Below are 16,828 nucleotides of genomic sequence, written 5' to 3'. Positions count from 1 at the left end.
AGCAGAGATGCACGCCAACCTGCTCCGGAACCTGGCACCAGCGCTCCCGAAGTTCAACGTCCCGCAGGCAGCAGAGATGCACGCCAACCTGCTCCGGAACCTGGCACCAGCGCTCCCGAAGTTCAACGTCCCGCAGGTGGCAGAGATGCAGGCGACCTTCTTGCGCAACCTGATCCCCAAGATCGAGATCCCTCGCGCCGCCTTCGACTTCGTGCCTCGTCTCGTTAGCGACCTGCTGCCGCGCTGGACCAACGTGCATGACTGGCTTTCGACGAGCCTGCGGATCTGGCGGGACCTGGCCGACGTGGGAAAGGCGTCGGCCGCCTGGGCGCGTCGGGCGCTGCGAGCCGCCCGTTCGGCTCGGGACGCGGTACTGCACGGCCACTGGGACCTCGTGCGCGCGTTCCTGCGGGAGTGGCTCGACATGCGCCACCCCGAAGACGCCCACCTCCAGGCCGCTGCCGATGCTCTGCTGGACCCAGAATGGACGCCCGATGACGTCGACGTGTGGGCAGTCCCAGGCTTGCTCGCAGACCTGAAGAAGGAGACGGTCAGCGGGGCTCGACGCCACCGGCCGGTCTACGAGACGCAGATCAACAGACGAACGGTTGGGCTCCTGGATCGGCCGATCGCCCGTGCCGACGGAACCCTGAGCACCGTCCTTGACCAGGTTCGGGACGAGATGCCAGTTGCCGAGCCTGTGGACTACGGGTTCGACGACGACCGACTCAACCGGGTCTTGGCCTTGATGACCCCGGAGGAGCGCAAGGTCTGCCTGGCCCACACCGGTCCCGGCTGCACCTGGGCCGACGCAGCGGTCATCGCGGGGTTCCCACCTGAGTTTGGCGAATCGGTCCGCCGCAAGCGGATCCGCGTCGTCAAGGAGGTCTCACGGCGAGCAACTGGCCGCCGCTGAGCAGACATCGTGAGAGAGAAGGGAGGTGATGAGATGGCCACCAACACTGGGAAGGGCTATCGCCACGGGAGCGTGACCGGGCGCAGCCAGACCAAGGCTCCCAACGGCAACTGGGTGAAGCGCGGCTCGAACGGGCGCTTCATGGACCAGAAGACGTCGTCGGCGACGCCGTTCAAGGGCGTCCGCCGGGAAAAGTGACGGCCGGTCCTCCCAGGGGGACCTGACACCTGGGCGGCGGGTTCGGAGATGAGGAAAGCACCTCCGGGCCCGCCGCTCGGTCCCTGCTTCCTATCACTACGGTGAGCCGATCACAGCCCGAGACAGGCTGATGCCGGACCCGCTCAGCGGTTGCTGGCGTCATAGCCACGCATAGTGCTGACGTTCTTCTGGCGCCCCGGCGGCTCCTCGCAGCCTCCACTTTCAGGGTTCTCGACGCCCCTTCGATCCCCCCAGCAGGGCGAGAGCGGATCGAGAGTTTCGCGTATCCACGGCTACGGCTTACGCGTAGCCGCCGGAGCGGAGGGCGTGGGATTCGAACCCACGAAGAGGGGTTACCTCTTAGCGGTTTTCAAGCTTGGCTCAGGCACTCTTCGAACCAATGACGATCAATCGTTTTCGCAGGTCAACGCGGGAATCATTGAGACCGCTGGCTACCGCCAACAGCCGCTGCGTGCCCGTACTACGGGCACGCAGCGGGCACGAAGGTTCCGCCGCAGCAGCCGTGCCGCCGCCGATCTCCGGGCGTCGGTGGGAGCGGTAGACACCGCGCAGCCTCATGGCCGAACCGCGAGAGCCTGCTCGACCGTTGACGCCCGACCGGCTTGGCCTCGGTGCGATACGCCGAAAGGAGGGACTGCCCGGAGCCTCCGTCTCGTCGGACGGACTTCGCGGGTTACCGCCACCTCCGTGGAGCCTCGGACCGTCACCCTCAACCTGTTCAGGGGAATAGCGACCTGGCGGTGCTCCACGTGCCGGTCATGCTTGTCGCACCCGCCCCCATCACCGCGGGAGTCTCTCCGACTGCACCGGCCGCCGGAAGGGCGCTGCGCGTCCCTGCGGGATGGGCCTCCGGCCCACCCTTCCCCCGGCGCAGCGCAGTCGGAGGAGAGCTGGTTATGGGGAGCGGGGTGCAAAGTGGGCTGTTCGCCGGCGTCATGCTGTCGAGCCCGGCACTGGGCGCGACGAATCCGTCTTCATTCTCTGTGAGCACCTCCGGTCCTGAACGTAGGGCTACTCGACTCCTGCTTAGCTGCGCAGACGGGCATCGGTCAGGCTGCCCCGGTGTCCGCAAGAGGGACCCCTGACGGCGACCGCTCCCGCGGTCGCCGTCAGAGCCGCCTCGTCGCCGCTGCCGTTTCCCTCTCGGGACGTGCCGCAGAGCATCCACCAGACTGGTGGACTCGTCACCGGGGACGCAGGTCGTCGATCGAGCGGGCGCGCAGGCCCCGGTCGGTGAGGAATCGGGTGAGCCGCTGGCGCGAGGTACGGCGACCGGCGCGGCCGTAGCCCTGGGCTCCGGTGCGGGCCGCGCAGAGGGACAGCACGAGGTGGCGGCGGGCGCGGGTGAGGGAGACGTACAGGAGTCTGCGCAGTTCGTTGAGCTCGGCCCGGGGCGCGTCGCCGGGGAGCTCTTCGTCTTCGATCTGGCAGACGATTACCACGTCGGCGGTCAGGCCCTTGGCGGCGTGCATGGTGGTGAGGGTGACGTGGCCGGGCAGGGTGGCCGGTTGGGTGTCGGCCAGTCCGCTGAGGGCGGCGAGCAGGTCGCGTTGGTGGGTCGATGCGTCGATGAGGTCGTCCAGGCCGGCAGGCACCGGCGCGAGGGCGAGCCGGATCGGGGCGAGGGTGTCGCCGGTGACGCCGACGAGGTCGGCGATCCGGTCGACGTAGTCGCCGATGCTCTCCTCGGCCGCGGGCTGGAACTGCCGGGCCCGGGCGAGGATGTCCGCGGTGGCTGTGAGTAGCCGGGTACGGGTCGCGGTGGTCAGGTTGTGCGGGGCGTGGCGGTAGAGGTCGATCGCGTCGCCGAAGCGCCGGCCGGTGTCGATGGCCAGCTGCAGCACCGCGTGCAGTGTTCTGGCCCCGATACGGTTGTCTTCCAACTCGAGCAGGCCCCGCAGAGACAGGTGGTCGAGGTCGCCTTCGGCGAGGGCCAGGGCGAGCTGGAGATAGAACTGCAGGCGGACCAGGTCGGGGTCGGGCTCGTCGTTGGTGCGGGGCTGATAGGTGAGTCGGCCGGCGGCGGTAAGCTGCTCGTCGAGCAGGGCGCTGGCGCGCCCGCGGGGGTCTTTGCGGAACAGTACGAGGATCTGTTCCGGCGGGGTGCCGGCCTCGATCGCGGCGTCGATCAACTCGGCCAGGCCGCTGGCCTCGGCGTGCTGGTCGGGAAAGCGAATCAGGTCGACGTGGTCTTCCTCGCCGCTGGTGGAGGTGAGGGTCTTGGGGGTACGGCCAGGTTCCTGGTCGATCAGCCAGGTGGCGAGGTCGACGATCTGCGGGCCGCAGCGGCGGCACTCGGTCAGCCGCAGGTCTGCCGCGCCGTGGTAGAAGTCGGCGAAGAGTCGGATCCCTTCGGGGGCGGCGGCGCGGAATCCGTAGATGCTCTGATCGTCGTCTCCGGCGGCGAACACGGCGGCGCCGGTGCGGGTGGCCAGCTCCCGGATGGCATCAAGGTCGCAGCTGTTTAGGTCCTGGAACTCGTCGACGAGCAGGGCGGCCGGTGCGGGGAAGGGCTGCAGGCCGGGGTCCTGTCGCAGCTCGCCGAGGAACTGGTAGACCAGCTCGGCGCGCAGCGTGTACCCGTAGGCGGCCCGGTGGGTGACCCAGGCGCCGATGAACGCTGCGTCGCTGTGGCCTTCCTGCCAGCCCTCCCGGTCGGCGGTGAGGGTGTTCCAGTCGTTCTCCAGTGCAGCGAGCGCGGTGCGGACCTGCCGGACCGGGCGCCCCGTCGCCTGGCTGAGCTCCTGTTCGACCACGTGGCGTTGTTCCCAGTCCCCGACCACGCGCAGCGGCCGAAACAGCCGGCCGCTGGCGTCGGGGTTGTTCAGCAACTGCCCCAGCGCGTAGGCGTGCAGGGTGGAGACCTTGACCCGTTCGGCGGCCGGGCCGAGCCGAGCGTCGAGGCGGGCGCGCATCTCGGCGGCTGCCGCGCGGGTGAAGGTCAGGGCCAGCAGCGTCTGATCCGGGCCGACGGCCTCCAGGAGGTACTCGGCACGGCGCACCAGCACATGGGTCTTGCCGGTGCCCGGGCCGGCCAGCAGCCGGGCGTGGTCGAGGCCGCGGGCGCCGGCCACATCCCGTTGCGCCGGGCTAAGTCCCTCAGCCCAGCTCACTTCAGCGCCTGCGCCCAGTCGGGGCGCAGCCCGGCGTGATCCAGCTCCTTGAGCAGCTCGCCGCGCCAGCCCCCGCCGGCGTCGTAGGAGATGTAGAGAACGCCGCTGAAGTCGCTGGGCAGCACGAGGCCGGCCTCGTGCAGGGCGACGACCTTGTGCCGGCCCAGCTTGGCCAGGAAGTAGCCGAGCTCGAGGACGACGTTCTGCCGAGCCCGGCGCTCGACCTCGCCCGTGGCGGTCGTGAGCTGGTCGTCGCCGGTGAGCAGCACGACGACGAAGTCCACGTCTGTGGCGTAGCGCTCCAGCTTCTCGATGATCGTCGAGCTGCCTCCGCTGGGCTGCTCGTGCAGCACGATGACGTCCGCGCCTGGCAGCGCCCGGGCCAGGACCAGCTGGACGTGGTGCTTCACCTGCTCGTTGTGGCCATGGACTACGAACAGCTTCACCGAAACGGTCTCCTTCACAAAGTCCAGCGAGGGATCGGGATGAGCTCCGGCGACCACTCCGGCGTGCTTCGAGTGGGCGATCAGGTCGGTCAGGGTCGCGACCTTGTCCTCGATGTCGGCCAGGACCAGCCGCGCCACCTCCCGCCGGGGCACCTCGCCGGTGCGCAGCCGTTGCCCGGCGGGGGTGTCGAAACGCTCCAGCGCCACCCGGTCGGGGAACACGTCGCGCAGCAGGCGCCGGCCGGCCTGATCGAAGTCGTGGAACCGGTGCAGGAGCTGCTCCGGACTCGTAGCCGACCCCGGCACGTTGTGCCCCTGCCGCACCAGCTCCTCCAACCGCGGCAGCGCACCAGCGCGCAGCGTGCCGCCCAGCTCAGCCATCGTCCACCCCGCGGGCGGCCCGCATCCGACCGACCGCCCTCGCGGACGTCACCACCGCACCGGTCACGTGAAGACCGACGTCCCGAGATGCCGCACGACCGGGGTCTGCCCGTCCAGGTCCCACAGGATCATCAGATCGTCCTGGTCGTCTAGGTCGACGGACATCATCCACAGGCCCGGTGGGCGGAGGTGCCGCCGGCGGACGACCGCGGCGCCCGGATCGGCCTCGATGAGATCGAGCATGCGCTCGACCCGTTCGGCGACCCGCGGGTCGACCTGGTGCAGGCGCTCCAGCTCCGCGAACGGTTCGGGGTCGAGCTCGACGGGGTGCGGCACGCGCAGCAGTCTACGACCCTGAACCCCCATGCCCCGTTCACCCCACGGGGGCAAAGCGCCAGGGACGGATAGCCCAGAAGTGGAAACTGGGCGCTAAGGGTGTGTACCTTCAAGCGCATGGACACCGTGATCGAGCTGGACGATCGCCGCCGCGTCAGCCTTGGCAAGATCGGTCACCACACCCGCTATGTTGTCCACGAAGAGCCCGACGGAACGATCATCATGGAACCGGCCGTCGTACTCACCGAGGCCGAGGCACGGATTATGGCCATGCCTGAGCTGCTCGCCCAGATTGCGGACAACCGAGCTCACCCGGAACGCCGTCGCGCTCGCCGCTCACGGCCAGAGCTTGAGCCTGAAACCCAGGCGAACAGGTAGCAGCACCCCTCTGAGCCCCTGCTGTCCCGTTTCACGATCCCCTTGCCTTGATCTCCCGACGTATTGAGCTAGGTCGGCCGTGGCGTCCGGTACGGGTTAAGCACACGGCAGCGCGATTCTGCGAGCCGGAAGCTGCCTGGTATCAGCGGCCTGCCCGCCGCCTTTCCCGTCCACGGTGAGTGGAGGCGGCGCAGCGTTCGTCGCCCCAGCGGCTCAACGCCGGACACGGATCGGCGACAGGCCCCCTTGCTCTCACGTCGCCTGCAAAGCTCGCCTGCCCTAAACAGGCGTGGCTGCTGCTCAAGAGCGGGCGCCGCGGCCGGCTGCTCGGCGGCATGCCGGCCGCGGCGTCCCGTGTCCTGCTGAATGCCGACAGGACGTCGGGGTCAGCGAGGTGCTGCGGCTAGAGGCGCAAGCTGAAGTTCGAGGCAGGGTCGCCGCTTTCGCGGCGGCGGCGCTCGCCGCTCAGGTGGTCGAGCGCCTTGCCGAGCACGTCATCAGTGAAGAAGCTACCGAGCTCCGCGTCCCCCTTGTACTTGGCGAAGAGGTCGGTCAGGTATGACGCCGTGGCGCCACCCTCCAGATGCCCGGTCATCCGATTGATGGCGACCTCCGAAAGCAGCGGATGCACCGGGTGAGGCCCAGGATTCTGGACAACGCCGTCGGATGACACCTGAAAACCGGTCGCTGCGGCCAACATCTGCCGATCCGCCGGCGTCAAGTAGGACAAGAGGCTCCCCGGCCGAGGGGCGTAGCGGTCGGCGTCACTTACCTCGCTCGGCAGCTCCTGCGCTGCTGAAGCCGAAGCCAGGGCGGCACCGAAATCGCCGGTTGCGGCGGCACCGCGCGAGCTGTTCGCCGAGTGCGCGTATGGCGGAGTCGCGGCCTGGAAGTGGATGGATGGACGTCCGACCTGCATGAGGTGCTCCTTCTCGGTGCGTCGTGGTTTCTCTGGTATCGGCACAACGTGGGACCGATGCAATGCGCCGCAGACTGACGACGCGAGGCACTGCCTGGCGGCGCTCGCCCCAGGCAGTGCCTCTGCTGCCTTTCGATCAGTTGTAGTTGACCTGGTAGGCGTAGTTCCCTCCGTAGTAGGGATTCGGCTTGAAGACGTAGGTCGTGCTCGCGCTCGAGTAGAACGTCATCCACCAGGTGTTGTTCGCAGGATCGCCGGTGAAGTCATACGTCCACTGGCCGCTGCGGGTGATCGGGACGCAGCGCTGCAAGTTGCAGAGGCTGACCGTCAGACCTGGGGGCTGGGCGCCGTTGGCGGTGTTGAAGCTGTAGCGCACGTTGATGCCATCAACCGTGCCGGTAACCCCGGCCGGGGAGGCCTTCTGCGGCGTCGTGTACGCCCGGTTCGTCTGGTACATCGTCGGGCCGACGCCTTCGTGACTGAAGGCGCCGAGGGCTGTGGCCGGCGCCGTGGCCGAGTCGACCACAGTTGTGCCGAGCGCGATGGCGAGCGCGGCCATCGCCGATCGTGAGAAGCCGCTTGATCATGAGAACCTCCTGGCCTTGCGGTGGCTGCGGCGGACCGGCTGTTCCGGTTCCGAGTCACCGACGTTCAGATCGTTGATGGCGCTTCCCCGTCCGGTCAATAAGCAGGTTCGGGACTGCCTGGTCCAGTCGCGTGTCGGGCCTACGTGGCGAGGCGCAGGCGTCACACCCGCCCCATACGCCACGTCAACGCGGACGCGGACGCGTGGACGATTGGGGCGACGACCCGCTGACGAGTCCGGCAACTGCGGCGCTACCGAGGCACCAGCAAGTGATGGAGAAAAGGTGAGACTTGCGTGCTCCGGAAGCGCCGGGACGGTGACGACAAGGACCGGGATCCGCGTCGCGTGGGCCTGTCCACTCCGTGCCGCCCATAGCCGTTCCCGCCGCGGGACGACGGGAAGCGCGAGCACCGCGGCTACGGGTGTCTGACGTGCGCTGATCGGCGCCTCGGACGAGAGGTCGGACGCCTCGGTGCCCGTGCCTGTGCTGGCGAGACCTGCCGTTGCGATCCGCTCTCGCGGACACAGGTCCGCTGGGTACGGTCTTCGTGTGCCCGGGGTATTCGTGAGCCATGCGTCCGCTGACGGCGAGTACGTCGAACAGTTCGTCTCCAACGTCCTTCAACTGGGCTGCGACCTCGACCTTGAGAACGGCGACTTGTTCTACACCTCCGGCGCCGACACAGGCGTACCTCCAGGGGCCGACCTGATGTCCTACGTCCGCAAGCAGGTAGGGGCAGCGAACCTGGTCGTCGCCCTGATCACTCCGACCTACCTCACCCGTCCTATATGCATGGCTGAGCTCGGAGCGGCCTGGGGGATGGTTGGCGACGACAAGCTGTTCCCACTGCTTGCGCCCGGCATGAAGCGCGGTGACCTAGATGGCATCCTTCCCTCGCTTCTCATCCGCTTCAGCAACGAACGGGATGCACTGGACCAACTACACGAGCGCGTAGGCAACGCCGTGGGGCATCACTCCGGCACGCCGACGTGGGGCCGTCACGTTCGCAAGTGGGAAAGGGCGGTGGACGACTTGGCCGCAACGCTTCCCGCGCCGCAGGTGGCCTCCGTCGCGGATCTGGAGAAGCTGGAAGAGAAGGTCACTCAGTCCGACCAGGTCATCGACGACATGGAGAGGCAGATCGCCGAGCTGGAGCAGCAGCTCAGCGCGGTGAGCAGTTTGAAGGACCCCGTTGACGTAGCGCGGGCCATACTGCCCACGGACCATCGGAACCGATTTGACGCTCTCGTGGCGCAGGCATACAAGGCGCTGCAGAGGCTCAGGCCGATCGTTCGCGAGGCCGTCCGTTGGGACGTTCTCGGGAGCGAGATGCCTTGGCCGGACGCCTTCGAGGACCAAGGGACGCACCGCGACGCAAAGAAGGCCTACGACGATGGCGAACTCCTCGGTGGGAGCGCAGACGACACGCTTGTGCCTGACTACGGCTTCGCCAAGGTCAGTGCTGCACGCGATGCGCTTCAGGAACTGATGACCTTTCTCCGGAAGGCCGCGGAGCCAGAACTGTTCGAGGTCTTCCAGGCCGAATACGGCATGCCGCTCGACCTCAAGAAGCGCCAGGTCTGGGACACGTTGCTGACTTCCTGATCTGGCTCGTCGTCGCGCTCATAGCGCGCGACCGTCGAGTGCGCGTGCCTGTCGCGAGTGGTGCGGTTCATCGGTTCGTCGCATGAGGAACCCCGGTCGGGAGAACCGCAGGACGGAGTGAGCGCCGCTCGGCCGCCGTCTCGTAAGACGGCTCTCGCAGTTCCTGGTGAACGGCCCTGCTGAATGGGTGTTCACGCTGCCATCCGGGCGGCGCTGGCGAAGAGGATACGGGCGCGGTAGTTGCCGGCCCGTTGGAATTTTCCCGCTGGGAAGGCCAATTGGGACGCCCTGCGAGCCGGTGGCAGCGTCGTCCTCGAGTTGCCGTTCGACATCCGCGCCACCGGTTCGAGCGAGGCCGGCGACGCGAGCCGGGGCGCCCCGGAGCTGATCGCCACCGTCTCTGCCGCTCGAAGTAATGCGAACCTACTCTCAGTTTTACAATCGCCGTAAACAACCAACGACATGACGTCATCCGCGTCTTTACGCTCGTCACCCCAGCCCTTCTTCACGATTCCTCGCGTCTTCACAAGGAATCGGCACGAATGCTACCTTCGGAGGTAGCTCGGGCCCCGCTTCGCGGGGCCCATTGGTGTTTCTAGGGGTGACTTGTTGGTCACTGTTGGGTGGCGTTGAGAATGCACGGCGGAATGAAAATCTACGCCGGCGCGCCGGCGGCTGCCCGGCACTACGTGGAGGCCGACCGCGGCCGGGCTGATGACTACTACCTCACCGAAGGCACCGGGGTGGCCCGCCGCTACACCGCCACCGACGGCCGGGTGACCGAGCTGGCGCCGCTGACCGGTGACGCCTACGAGACATGGGTGGCCGGCCGCGACCCGGAGACAGGCGAGCCGAGGGGGCAGCTGCGCGGCGACGAGCACGCGGTGCGCTTCGTCGAGGTGGTGGTCAACGGCCCGAAGACGTGGTCGCTGGCCGCCGCGCTGCACCCGGACATCGCGACGGCGTACGAGGCGGCGCAGGACCGCGCCGCCGAGCAGATCGTCGCCTGGCTCTCCCAGCACGCCACCACCCGGGTGGGCCCGCGCGGCGGGCAGGTGCAGGTCCCTGTCGAGGCGCTGGAGGCCGCGACGGTGCGGCACTACACCTCCCGCGCGGAGGACCCGCACTGGCATCTGCACCTGCAGGTGCTCTCCCGCGTGTTCGCGGCCGACAAATGGCGGGGGCTGCACACCGTCGCCATCCGCGACTTCCTGGGCGCGATCAACGGGATCGGGCACGCGGCGATGGCGTGTGACCCGGAATTGAACGCCGCCTTCGCCGCAAAGGGATACATGAAGGACGGCACAGGAGAAATACAGGAGCTCGCCAAGTACACGGGGCCGTTCAGCGCGCGGCACGCGCAGATCACCCGGAATGTGGATCACTACGAAGCCGAATGGACCGCTGCGCACCCCGGTGAACACCCCGGCCCGGCGTTGCGCCGCGCGTGGGACGTCCGGGCCTGGGCCGACGGCCGCCCCGACAAGGTCACGCCGCGGCCCGGCGCGAACGTCGAGGAGCGGTGGCGGGGGCAGCTGTCGGGGCTCGGCTACCGCGGCCCCGCCGGACCCGTGGACGGGGCCCCCACCCCGGTCGGCGCCCTCGACCGGGAGGAGTTGGTGCAGCGCGCACTGGCCCGGCTGGCGGCGGGCCGGTCGGCGTGGAACGCCGCCGATGTCCGCGGCGAGGTGGAGCGGCTGATCGCCGCCGCAGGCGTGGTGGTCGACGCTGCGGTGCGCGTCGAGCTGGCCGAGGACGTCACCGACCGCGCGATGGCGCCCTGTCTGCCGCTGCTGGATCGCGACGGCTTGCCCGAACACATCCGGGCCTGGACGTCGCAGCCGGTCCTCGAGGTCGAGGCCGACCTGACCGCCCGCCTCGCCGCCCGCGCAACGACCAGGGAACCGGACCCGGACCTGACTCCCCTGGTCGATCTCGTGGCCGGCGGCGTGAGGTTGGATGCCGGCCAGTCGGCGGTGGTCGCCGCGCTGGCCGGGGACCGACCACTGGTCGTGGTGGAGGGTGCGGCCGGCGCCGGCAAGACGACCACCCTGGCCGCCACCCGGGCCCTGCTCCACGACCGGGGGCGTGGGCTGGTGGTGGTCACCCCGACGCTGAAGGCCGCCAAGGTCGCCGCCACGGAGGTGGGCGCGGCGGCCGGGTCGGCGGCGTGGCTGGCCTTTCAGCACGGCTGGCGCTGGAACGCCGACGGCGCCTGGGCCCGGCTCGCGCCCGGGGAGACCGATCCGGCCACCGACCGGGTCTACACCAGCCCGGCGGAGGGGGCGCGACTGCGACCGGGGGATCTGCTGGTCGTCGACGAGGCCGGCATGCTCGACCAGGACACCGCCCGCGCCCTGCTCACCGTGGCCGACGAGTGCGGCGTGCGGGTGGCGCTGCTCGGCGACCGGCACCAGCTGGCCGCGGTCGGCCGCGGCGGCGTCCTCGACCTCGCCGCCGCCGCAGTCGACCCGGCCGCGCACCTCATCCTGGACGGGGTGCACCGCTTCACCCGCACCGACGCCACCGGCCGCACGACACCGGACACCGAGTACGCAGAGCTGACGCTGGCCATGCGTACCGGCGCCGACCCTGCTGTGGTCTTCGACGCGCTCCTGGCGCGCGGACAGATCCAGTTGCACCCGGACGCGGCCGCGCTGCAGGAGGCGATCGCGGGGGCCGCCGCCGAGCAGCTCCGCCGCGGCGGGCACGTGACGGTGGTGGACACCCGCGAGCAGGCCGCCGACCTCAACGCCGCCATCCGCGAGGCTCTGGTCGCCGCCGGCCGGGTCGACGACCAGCGCGTCACCGTCACCGGATCCGGGCAGCGGATCGGCGGCGGGGACCGGATCACCACCCGCCGCAACGACCGCGACCTGGGCGTGGCCAACCGCGACACCTGGACCGTCACCGCCGTCGGCCGAAACGGCGGACTCGTTGTCACCCCGGCCGGCCCTGCAACCGGTGACGTTCCCGGCGGTGTCACCCCGGACCCACAAGGTGTGCGGGTGCTGCCCGCCGGCTACGTCACCGCACACGTCGAGCTCGCCTACGCCAGCACCGCCCACGGCGTGCAAGGGGAGACCGCCACCGCCGCGCACCTGGTGGTCGGCGAGCACACCGGGGCGGCGTCGGCCTACGTCGGCATGACCCGCGGCCGGGGGACCAACATCGCCCACCTGGTCGCCGCCGACGCAGACGAGGCCCGCGAGGAGTGGGTCGCCGTGTTCGCCCGCGATCGGGCTGACCTCGGCCCCGCGCACGCCGCCCAGCTTGCGGTCGCCGAGGCCGCCCGCTACGCCCCAGCCTGCCCCCTGGATGAGGTGCTGGCCGAGCTGCGCACGGCGTGGACGGCTGAGCAGCGCTGCCTGGACCGGCTCGCGTTCTGGGAGTCGCAGCGCGACACGCTGCGCGAGGTCGTCGCGCTCGAAGCCCCGCACGCCGGCGAACTCGCGAACCTCGAAGCCGCCCGTGATCAAGCGGCGATCGCTGCAGAACAGGCCAGACGGGCGGCCGGGGACAGCAACGCGGCCGTCGCCGCCCACATCGAACAGGTCCGCGACACCCTGCTCGCGCGCTGGGACGGCGAACGAGCCGCCGCCCGTCAAGCCGCGCAGGTGGTGCTCGGTGGCCCTGGTCGGTTCAGCCTCCGGCGAGGCGCGGTGGCCCGCGCCAGCGAGCAGCTCACCGACTGGGCCGACCGGTGGCGCCCGCACCTGCCGTCCCTGACCACCCACCCCACCGACCTCGCCCCAGTCGCCGGCTGGTTCGACGACCGCCCAGCCCTATGGCAGGCGTTCGACACCTCCGCCCGCCAGGCCGCCGAACACGCCCACCCCGAACACGCGCAGCTCGGCGCAGCCGCCGATGCCGCCCGAACCACGCACCAGCAGGCCCGGCACGCCGTGGCCGAGGCCGGCCGGCGCCGCGACGAGCGGATCGACCCCTTCGGGCCGGTGGCCTGGACCCCCGACCCGGCCGGCCGGCTCAGCGACCTGGACCGCGACATCGCCGCCACCCGCCAGGAGCTCACCGACACGCGCGCACGCATCGCGAGTCTCACCGCCGAGCCGGCCCTCCTTGCTCAGCGCGCTGACCGGCTCATCTGCGAACGCGAGGCCTGGCGCACACAGGGCTCGACCCCTGACCATCGCGGATCCGCGCGCCCGCGGCGGCCGACCGCACCGGCCCCGGACGTCCCGCGGCCCGAGGCGGAGCGGCTCGGCCCCTTCCTCGCCCGGCGGGACGCCGCGCCGGGCATCGGCCGATGAGCAGCCGCCCTCACGCGCCGGTCGCGGGCCCGGGCACCAGCAACAGGAGGAGAAGTGGAGAATTTCGGAAGCCATCGGTGGTCGGCTGTCACCAATCGCGCCCAAATGGCGCCTTCTCCGTTGACGGAGCAAGCCCAACCGACCCCACTGGAGCCAGTCATGTCCCACCACCCCGCCCGCGAGTCCGAGCTGCTCACCATCACCGAGGCCGCCGGACTCCTCCGTGCTCCCGTGGCCACTCTCCGGTACTGGCGCCACCTGGGTACCGGGCCGCGCAGCTTCCGCCTCGGCCGCCGCGTCCTCTACCGCTCCGACGACCTGCGGTGCTGGATCGATGCGCAGCACGCCAAGGTCGCCAACGATCCGGGGAGCCGGCGGTGAACGTGCGTCACCGCAGGCGCACTCACCAGGATGCAGGAGGCATCCGACCGTGGCTCGGACGACCTTCGGAGCAGCAACGCCACAGGCGGCCGCCTGCGGGCACGCGCCCCTCGTCGACTGTCCTCAGCTGCTCACCATCGACCAGGCTGCCGAATACCTGGGCACCGGGCAGCGCTTCGTCCGCCGCCTCATCAGCGAACGGCGGATCACCTACGTCAAGCTCGGCAAGCACGTGCGTCTCGAGCGGTGCGCGTTGGACGCCTTTGTAACGGCCGGCCGAGTGCCCTGCCGCTAGGGCGTCGATCGTGCGTCCACAGAGGAGTATCCTGCTGAGCCGAAGCCGACCAAGGTTGGGCTATGCCAGCAAGCAGCGGTAGACGGCGTTTCGGTCGCGTGCGCAAGCTGCCCTCCGGCCGGTGGCAGGCCCGCTACCCGGGCCCGGACGGCCGGGACCGGTCAGCACCGAGTACATTCGCCAACAAGACCGACGCGGCACGCTTCCTGGCCGCGGTAGAGGTCGACATGGCTCGCGGCGTCTGGCTCGACCCATTGCGCAGCGGCGTCACGCTCCGCGAGTACAGCCAGGCGTGGCTGGCAGAGCGGACCGTTCGAGGTCGTCCCCTCGCCGTGCGAACCCGCGAGACCTACCGGCACTCCCTCGACCGCTGGGTACTCCCCACGCTCGGAGGCCTGCCGCTCGACCGGATCACCCCGGCAGCCGTGCGGCGATGGCACGCCGAGACCAGCGCAGCCACCGGCCCGACCGCGACCAGACAGGCCTACGCACTCCTCCACGCCGTCCTGGCCACGGCCGTTGCCGATGACGCGCTCCCCCGGAATCCCTGCCGGATCACGGGTGCGGGCCAGGCCCGCAGCGACGAGCGACCACTGCTGGACCTCGACCAGGTGCAGCACCTCTCCGCCAACATGCCGGAGAACCTCCGGGGCCTCGTCGACCTGGCGTTCTGGGCTCACATGCGCCTCGGCGAGCTGTTGGCTCTCCGCATCGGCGACATCGACATGGACGCCGGCACCGTGGCCGTGCAGCGGCAGGTCGTGGAGACGGACGCGGGCCCGGTGGAGAGCTCACCGAAGGTGGGTAGCCAGCGCGTCGTCCACCTCCCCCCGCAGGGCGTCTCGGCCCTGGCGGAGCACCTGAAGACCCGTTCCCCGGCGCTGCCAACCGCTCGACTGTTCGTGCGGAGGGACGGGAGAGTTCTCCGCGCCCATCACGTCCACGCCGCCTGGAGCACGGCCCGGCGAGCAGCCGGCCTGCCCGACGTCCACCTGCACGACCTGCGGCATGCGGGACTCACCCTGGCGGCGCAGAGCGGGGCAACCCTGGCCGAGGTGATGCGACGTGCCGGCCACTCGTCGTCCCGCGCGGCGATGATTTATCAGCACGCGGCCGAGCGGCGCGACGCCGAGGTCGCGGCCCGCCTGGGGCGCCTCGCGGCGGGCACGACGCCGAACCGTACGGGCACGTAGCGGGCACGCGAGCCGGCAGCGGCGCCAGACGCCCGTCGCTGGAGACCCGCGGTCAGCGCAAACCCGCAGGTCAGGAGCGGAGGGCGTGGGATTCGAACCCACGATGGGTGTTACCCCATAGCGGTTTTCAAGACCGCCGCCATCGGCCACTAGGCGAGCCCTCCTGGCGGCATCGAGGCTAGCGGGCCGCCGGCTCAGCCGCGGTGGGCACTCCGGGCGGTCCGCACGGCGAGGAGCACCGCGCCGACGATCATCAGCAGGCCGATGCCCTGCAGCCCTGGCGAGTCGTCCCCTTCGCCGAAGACCATGGCGGCGACCCCCACGGCGACGAGCAGGACAGCGGCGACGTACGTCAGCACGGTTCCTCCAAACGCTCCAGTGCTGTCGATAGTCATCCACTACCTATCGAAGGTCAATAGAATGCTTCCGCCAGGCGGTGGCCGTGCGCGCCGCCCCGGGCCCGGCGGCCGATGATGGCCAGGATGTCCGCCGACAGCGCCGCTCCCGTCTCGACCGCTCCCCCGGGCGCAGGTCCACGCCGCTGGCGGCTGCTGCTCCCGGGCGCGGCCCTCGTCCTGCTGGCCCTCTGCCTGCGCGGCCCGTTCGCCGCCGTGGGTCCGGTGGTCGGCGAGCTCGGGGACGAGCTGTCGCTGTCGACGGCGGCGCTGTCGGTCGTCACCTCCATCCCGCTCGTCTGCTTCGGGCTGGTCTCGCCGCTGGCCCCGATGCTCGCCGCGCGGATCGGTCTGCACCGCGCCGTTCTCGCCGCCGCCGTCGTCGTGCTGGCCGGGATCGGGTTGCGGCTGGCCGGTCCGGTCGGGCTGTTCGCCGGGACCGTGCTGCTCACCGCGGGCATCGCCGTCGCCAACGTGCTGCTCCCGGCCGTCGGGCGGGCCGAGTACGGCAACCGCAGCGCGGCCGTGATCGGCGCCATCACCGGATCGATGAGCCTGTCGGCCAGCCTCGGGGCGGGCCTCGCCCAGCCGCTCACCGACGCGACCGGCAGCGCGCTGACCGCCCTCGCGCTGTGGGGGCTTCCCGCGCTGGCCGCGACGGCGGCGCTGGTGGCGCTGGTGCGGGCGCGCCCCGGCCGGGTCGACGTGCCGGCCGCCCCCGGCCGGCGCACCGCGATCCTGCGCGACCGCGTCGCCCTGGCGGTCATGGCCTACTTCGGCCTGCAGTCGCTCGGCTTCTACTCGATGCTCACCTGGCTGGCCTCGGTGCTGCGGGACGAGGCCGGGATGTCGGCGGTCTCGGCCGGCGGGCTCGTGGGCGTCGCCGCCCTGCTGGGCGTCCCGCTGTCGCTGCTCGTGCCGCCGCTGGCCGCGCGCCGCCCCGGCCAGGTGCCGTGGGTGCTCGCCGCCGCCGTCCCCGCGCTCGCCGCGCCGATCGGCCTGCTGCTCGCGCCCGACGCGGCGCCGGTGCTGTGGGCGCTGCTCTACGGCATCGGCACCGGGGCGTCGTTCCCGCTGGCGATGCTGCTGGTCCTGCAGCGCACCCGCGACGCCGCCCAGACCGGGCGGCTGTCCGCCGCGGCGCAAGCGGTGGGCTACCTGCTGGCGGCGACCGGACCGCTCGCCGTCGGGCTGCTGCACGAGGCCAGCGGCGGCTGGGAGGCCGGCCTGGTGCTCCTCGTCGCCGTCACGGTGCTGCAGGTGCTCGCCGGGATCGCCGCCGCCCGGCCCCGCCTGGTCAGCGCGTCAGCCTGAGCCGGTCGCCGGCCCCTCTTCCCCCGGTTGATCATCGCCAGCTGGCCCGCCCCACCGGCGTGCCGGCCGACCACCTGAC

General features: G+C 70.7%; 15 protein-coding genes and 1 tRNA gene. 9 read left to right on the top strand and 7 right to left on the bottom strand.

Features of this window, described 5'->3' with window-relative positions; all coding sequences use genetic code 11:
• The coding region (locus tag DQ241_RS20705) for a hypothetical protein (protein WP_158545982.1) at nt 1–916 on the top strand (916 nt) is incomplete at its 5' end.
• Nucleotides 917–949: 33 nt separating this feature from the next.
• Nucleotides 950–1,114, top strand: coding sequence for a hypothetical protein (locus DQ241_RS20920; protein WP_199584747.1), 165 nt, complete (start codon nt 950–952; stop codon nt 1,112–1,114).
• Nucleotides 1,115–2,319: 1,205 nt separating this feature from the next.
• Here DQ241_RS20920 and DQ241_RS19080 read toward each other — a convergent pair.
• The 3 genes from DQ241_RS19080 to DQ241_RS19070 form a co-directional block, all read right to left on the bottom strand.
• The gene (locus DQ241_RS19080) at nt 2,320–4,248 is read right to left on the bottom strand and encodes a UvrD-helicase domain-containing protein (protein WP_113831789.1); all 1,929 of its coding nucleotides are present in this window, start codon (nt 4,246–4,248) and stop codon (nt 2,320–2,322) included.
• A complete protein-coding gene (locus DQ241_RS19075) occupies nt 4,245–5,075 on the bottom strand; it encodes a TIR domain-containing protein (protein WP_113831788.1) in 831 nt (276 codons plus the stop codon). Before DQ241_RS19075 ends, DQ241_RS19080 begins: the two co-directional genes overlap by 4 nt.
• 63 nt (nt 5,076–5,138) lie before the next feature.
• The gene (locus DQ241_RS19070; RefSeq protein WP_113831787.1) at nt 5,139–5,411 is read right to left on the bottom strand and encodes a hypothetical protein; all 273 of its coding nucleotides are present in this window, start codon (nt 5,409–5,411) and stop codon (nt 5,139–5,141) included.
• Nucleotides 5,412–5,528: 117 nt separating this feature from the next.
• Here DQ241_RS19070 and DQ241_RS19065 point away from each other — a divergent pair, with 117 nt between their 5' ends.
• On the top strand, nt 5,529–5,789 hold the full coding sequence (locus DQ241_RS19065; RefSeq protein ID WP_147252411.1) for a hypothetical protein: 261 nt from the start codon (nt 5,529–5,531) through the stop codon (nt 5,787–5,789).
• 403 nt (nt 5,790–6,192) lie between these two features.
• Here the strand turns inward: DQ241_RS19065 and DQ241_RS19060 are convergent, their stop codons facing one another.
• A complete protein-coding gene (locus tag DQ241_RS19060) occupies nt 6,193–6,708 on the bottom strand; it encodes a hypothetical protein (protein ID WP_113831785.1) in 516 nt (171 codons plus the stop codon).
• A gap of 136 nt (nt 6,709–6,844) precedes the next feature.
• On the bottom strand, nt 6,845–7,267 hold the full coding sequence (locus DQ241_RS19055) for a flagellar protein FlhE (protein WP_113831784.1): 423 nt from the start codon (nt 7,265–7,267) through the stop codon (nt 6,845–6,847).
• A gap of 577 nt (nt 7,268–7,844) precedes the next feature.
• Between DQ241_RS19055 and DQ241_RS19050 the strand changes: the two genes are divergently transcribed.
• The 5 genes from DQ241_RS19050 (at nt 7,845) to xerC (ending at nt 15,040) form a co-directional block, all read left to right on the top strand.
• Entirely contained in the window at nt 7,845–8,900 is a 1,056-nt protein-coding gene (locus DQ241_RS19050) for a toll/interleukin-1 receptor domain-containing protein (RefSeq protein WP_147252410.1), read from the top strand.
• A 647-nt stretch (nt 8,901–9,547) separates the two neighbouring features.
• Nucleotides 9,548–13,171 (top strand): MobF family relaxase, encoded by a 3,624-nt coding sequence (gene mobF / locus DQ241_RS19045; RefSeq protein ID WP_113831782.1) that lies wholly within the window; start codon nt 9,548–9,550, stop codon nt 13,169–13,171.
• Nucleotides 13,172–13,330: 159 nt separating this feature from the next.
• The gene (locus DQ241_RS19040) at nt 13,331–13,552 is read left to right on the top strand and encodes an AlpA family transcriptional regulator (protein ID WP_113831781.1); all 222 of its coding nucleotides are present in this window, start codon (nt 13,331–13,333) and stop codon (nt 13,550–13,552) included.
• Between the two features lie 49 nt (nt 13,553–13,601).
• The gene (locus DQ241_RS19035; protein WP_233492564.1) at nt 13,602–13,847 is read left to right on the top strand and encodes a helix-turn-helix domain-containing protein; all 246 of its coding nucleotides are present in this window, start codon (nt 13,602–13,604) and stop codon (nt 13,845–13,847) included.
• Nucleotides 13,848–13,945: 98 nt separating this feature from the next.
• Nucleotides 13,946–15,040: a tyrosine recombinase XerC gene (gene xerC / locus DQ241_RS19030; RefSeq protein ID WP_158545981.1), complete on the top strand. Its 1,095-nt coding sequence runs from the start codon at nt 13,946–13,948 to the stop codon at nt 15,038–15,040.
• Nucleotides 15,041–15,117: 77 nt separating this feature from the next.
• Here xerC and DQ241_RS19025 read toward each other — a convergent pair.
• Nucleotides 15,118–15,204 (bottom strand) — tRNA-Ser (locus DQ241_RS19025).
• 30 nt (nt 15,205–15,234) lie between these two features.
• A complete protein-coding gene (locus tag DQ241_RS19020) occupies nt 15,235–15,399 on the bottom strand; it encodes a hypothetical protein (RefSeq protein ID WP_199584745.1) in 165 nt (54 codons plus the stop codon).
• A gap of 123 nt (nt 15,400–15,522) precedes the next feature.
• Here DQ241_RS19020 and DQ241_RS19015 point away from each other — a divergent pair, with 123 nt between their 5' ends.
• The gene (locus DQ241_RS19015; RefSeq protein ID WP_113831777.1) at nt 15,523–16,749 is read left to right on the top strand and encodes an MFS transporter; all 1,227 of its coding nucleotides are present in this window, start codon (nt 15,523–15,525) and stop codon (nt 16,747–16,749) included.
• The last annotated feature ends 79 nt before the right edge of the window (nt 16,750–16,828 follow it).

It is taken from the genome of Blastococcus sp. TF02A-30 (assembly GCF_003319185.1).
In the GTDB taxonomy this organism is placed as follows: domain Bacteria; phylum Actinomycetota; class Actinomycetes; order Mycobacteriales; family Geodermatophilaceae; genus Blastococcus.
Note: the sequence above shows the minus strand (reverse complement) of the source record. Positions and strands in the feature narration are given on the sequence as shown.

Coding starts and splice junctions, on each gene's coding strand:
- DQ241_RS19040 (WP_113831781.1), top strand. CDS start 13,331: ATGTCCCACCACCCCGCCCGCGAGTCCGAGCTGCTCACCATCACCGAG.
- DQ241_RS19015 (WP_113831777.1), top strand. CDS start 15,523: ATGTCCGCCGACAGCGCCGCTCCCGTCTCGACCGCTCCCCCGGGCGCA.
- DQ241_RS20920 (WP_199584747.1), top strand. CDS start 950: ATGGCCACCAACACTGGGAAGGGCTATCGCCACGGGAGCGTGACCGGG.
- mobF (WP_113831782.1), top strand. CDS start 9,548: ATGAAAATCTACGCCGGCGCGCCGGCGGCTGCCCGGCACTACGTGGAG.
- DQ241_RS19075 (WP_113831788.1), bottom strand. CDS start 5,075: ATGGCTGAGCTGGGCGGCACGCTGCGCGCTGGTGCGCTGCCGCGGTTG.
- DQ241_RS19065 (WP_147252411.1), top strand. CDS start 5,529: ATGGACACCGTGATCGAGCTGGACGATCGCCGCCGCGTCAGCCTTGGC.
- DQ241_RS19060 (WP_113831785.1), bottom strand. CDS start 6,708: ATGCAGGTCGGACGTCCATCCATCCACTTCCAGGCCGCGACTCCGCCA.
- DQ241_RS19055 (WP_113831784.1), bottom strand. CDS start 7,267: ATGGCCGCGCTCGCCATCGCGCTCGGCACAACTGTGGTCGACTCGGCC.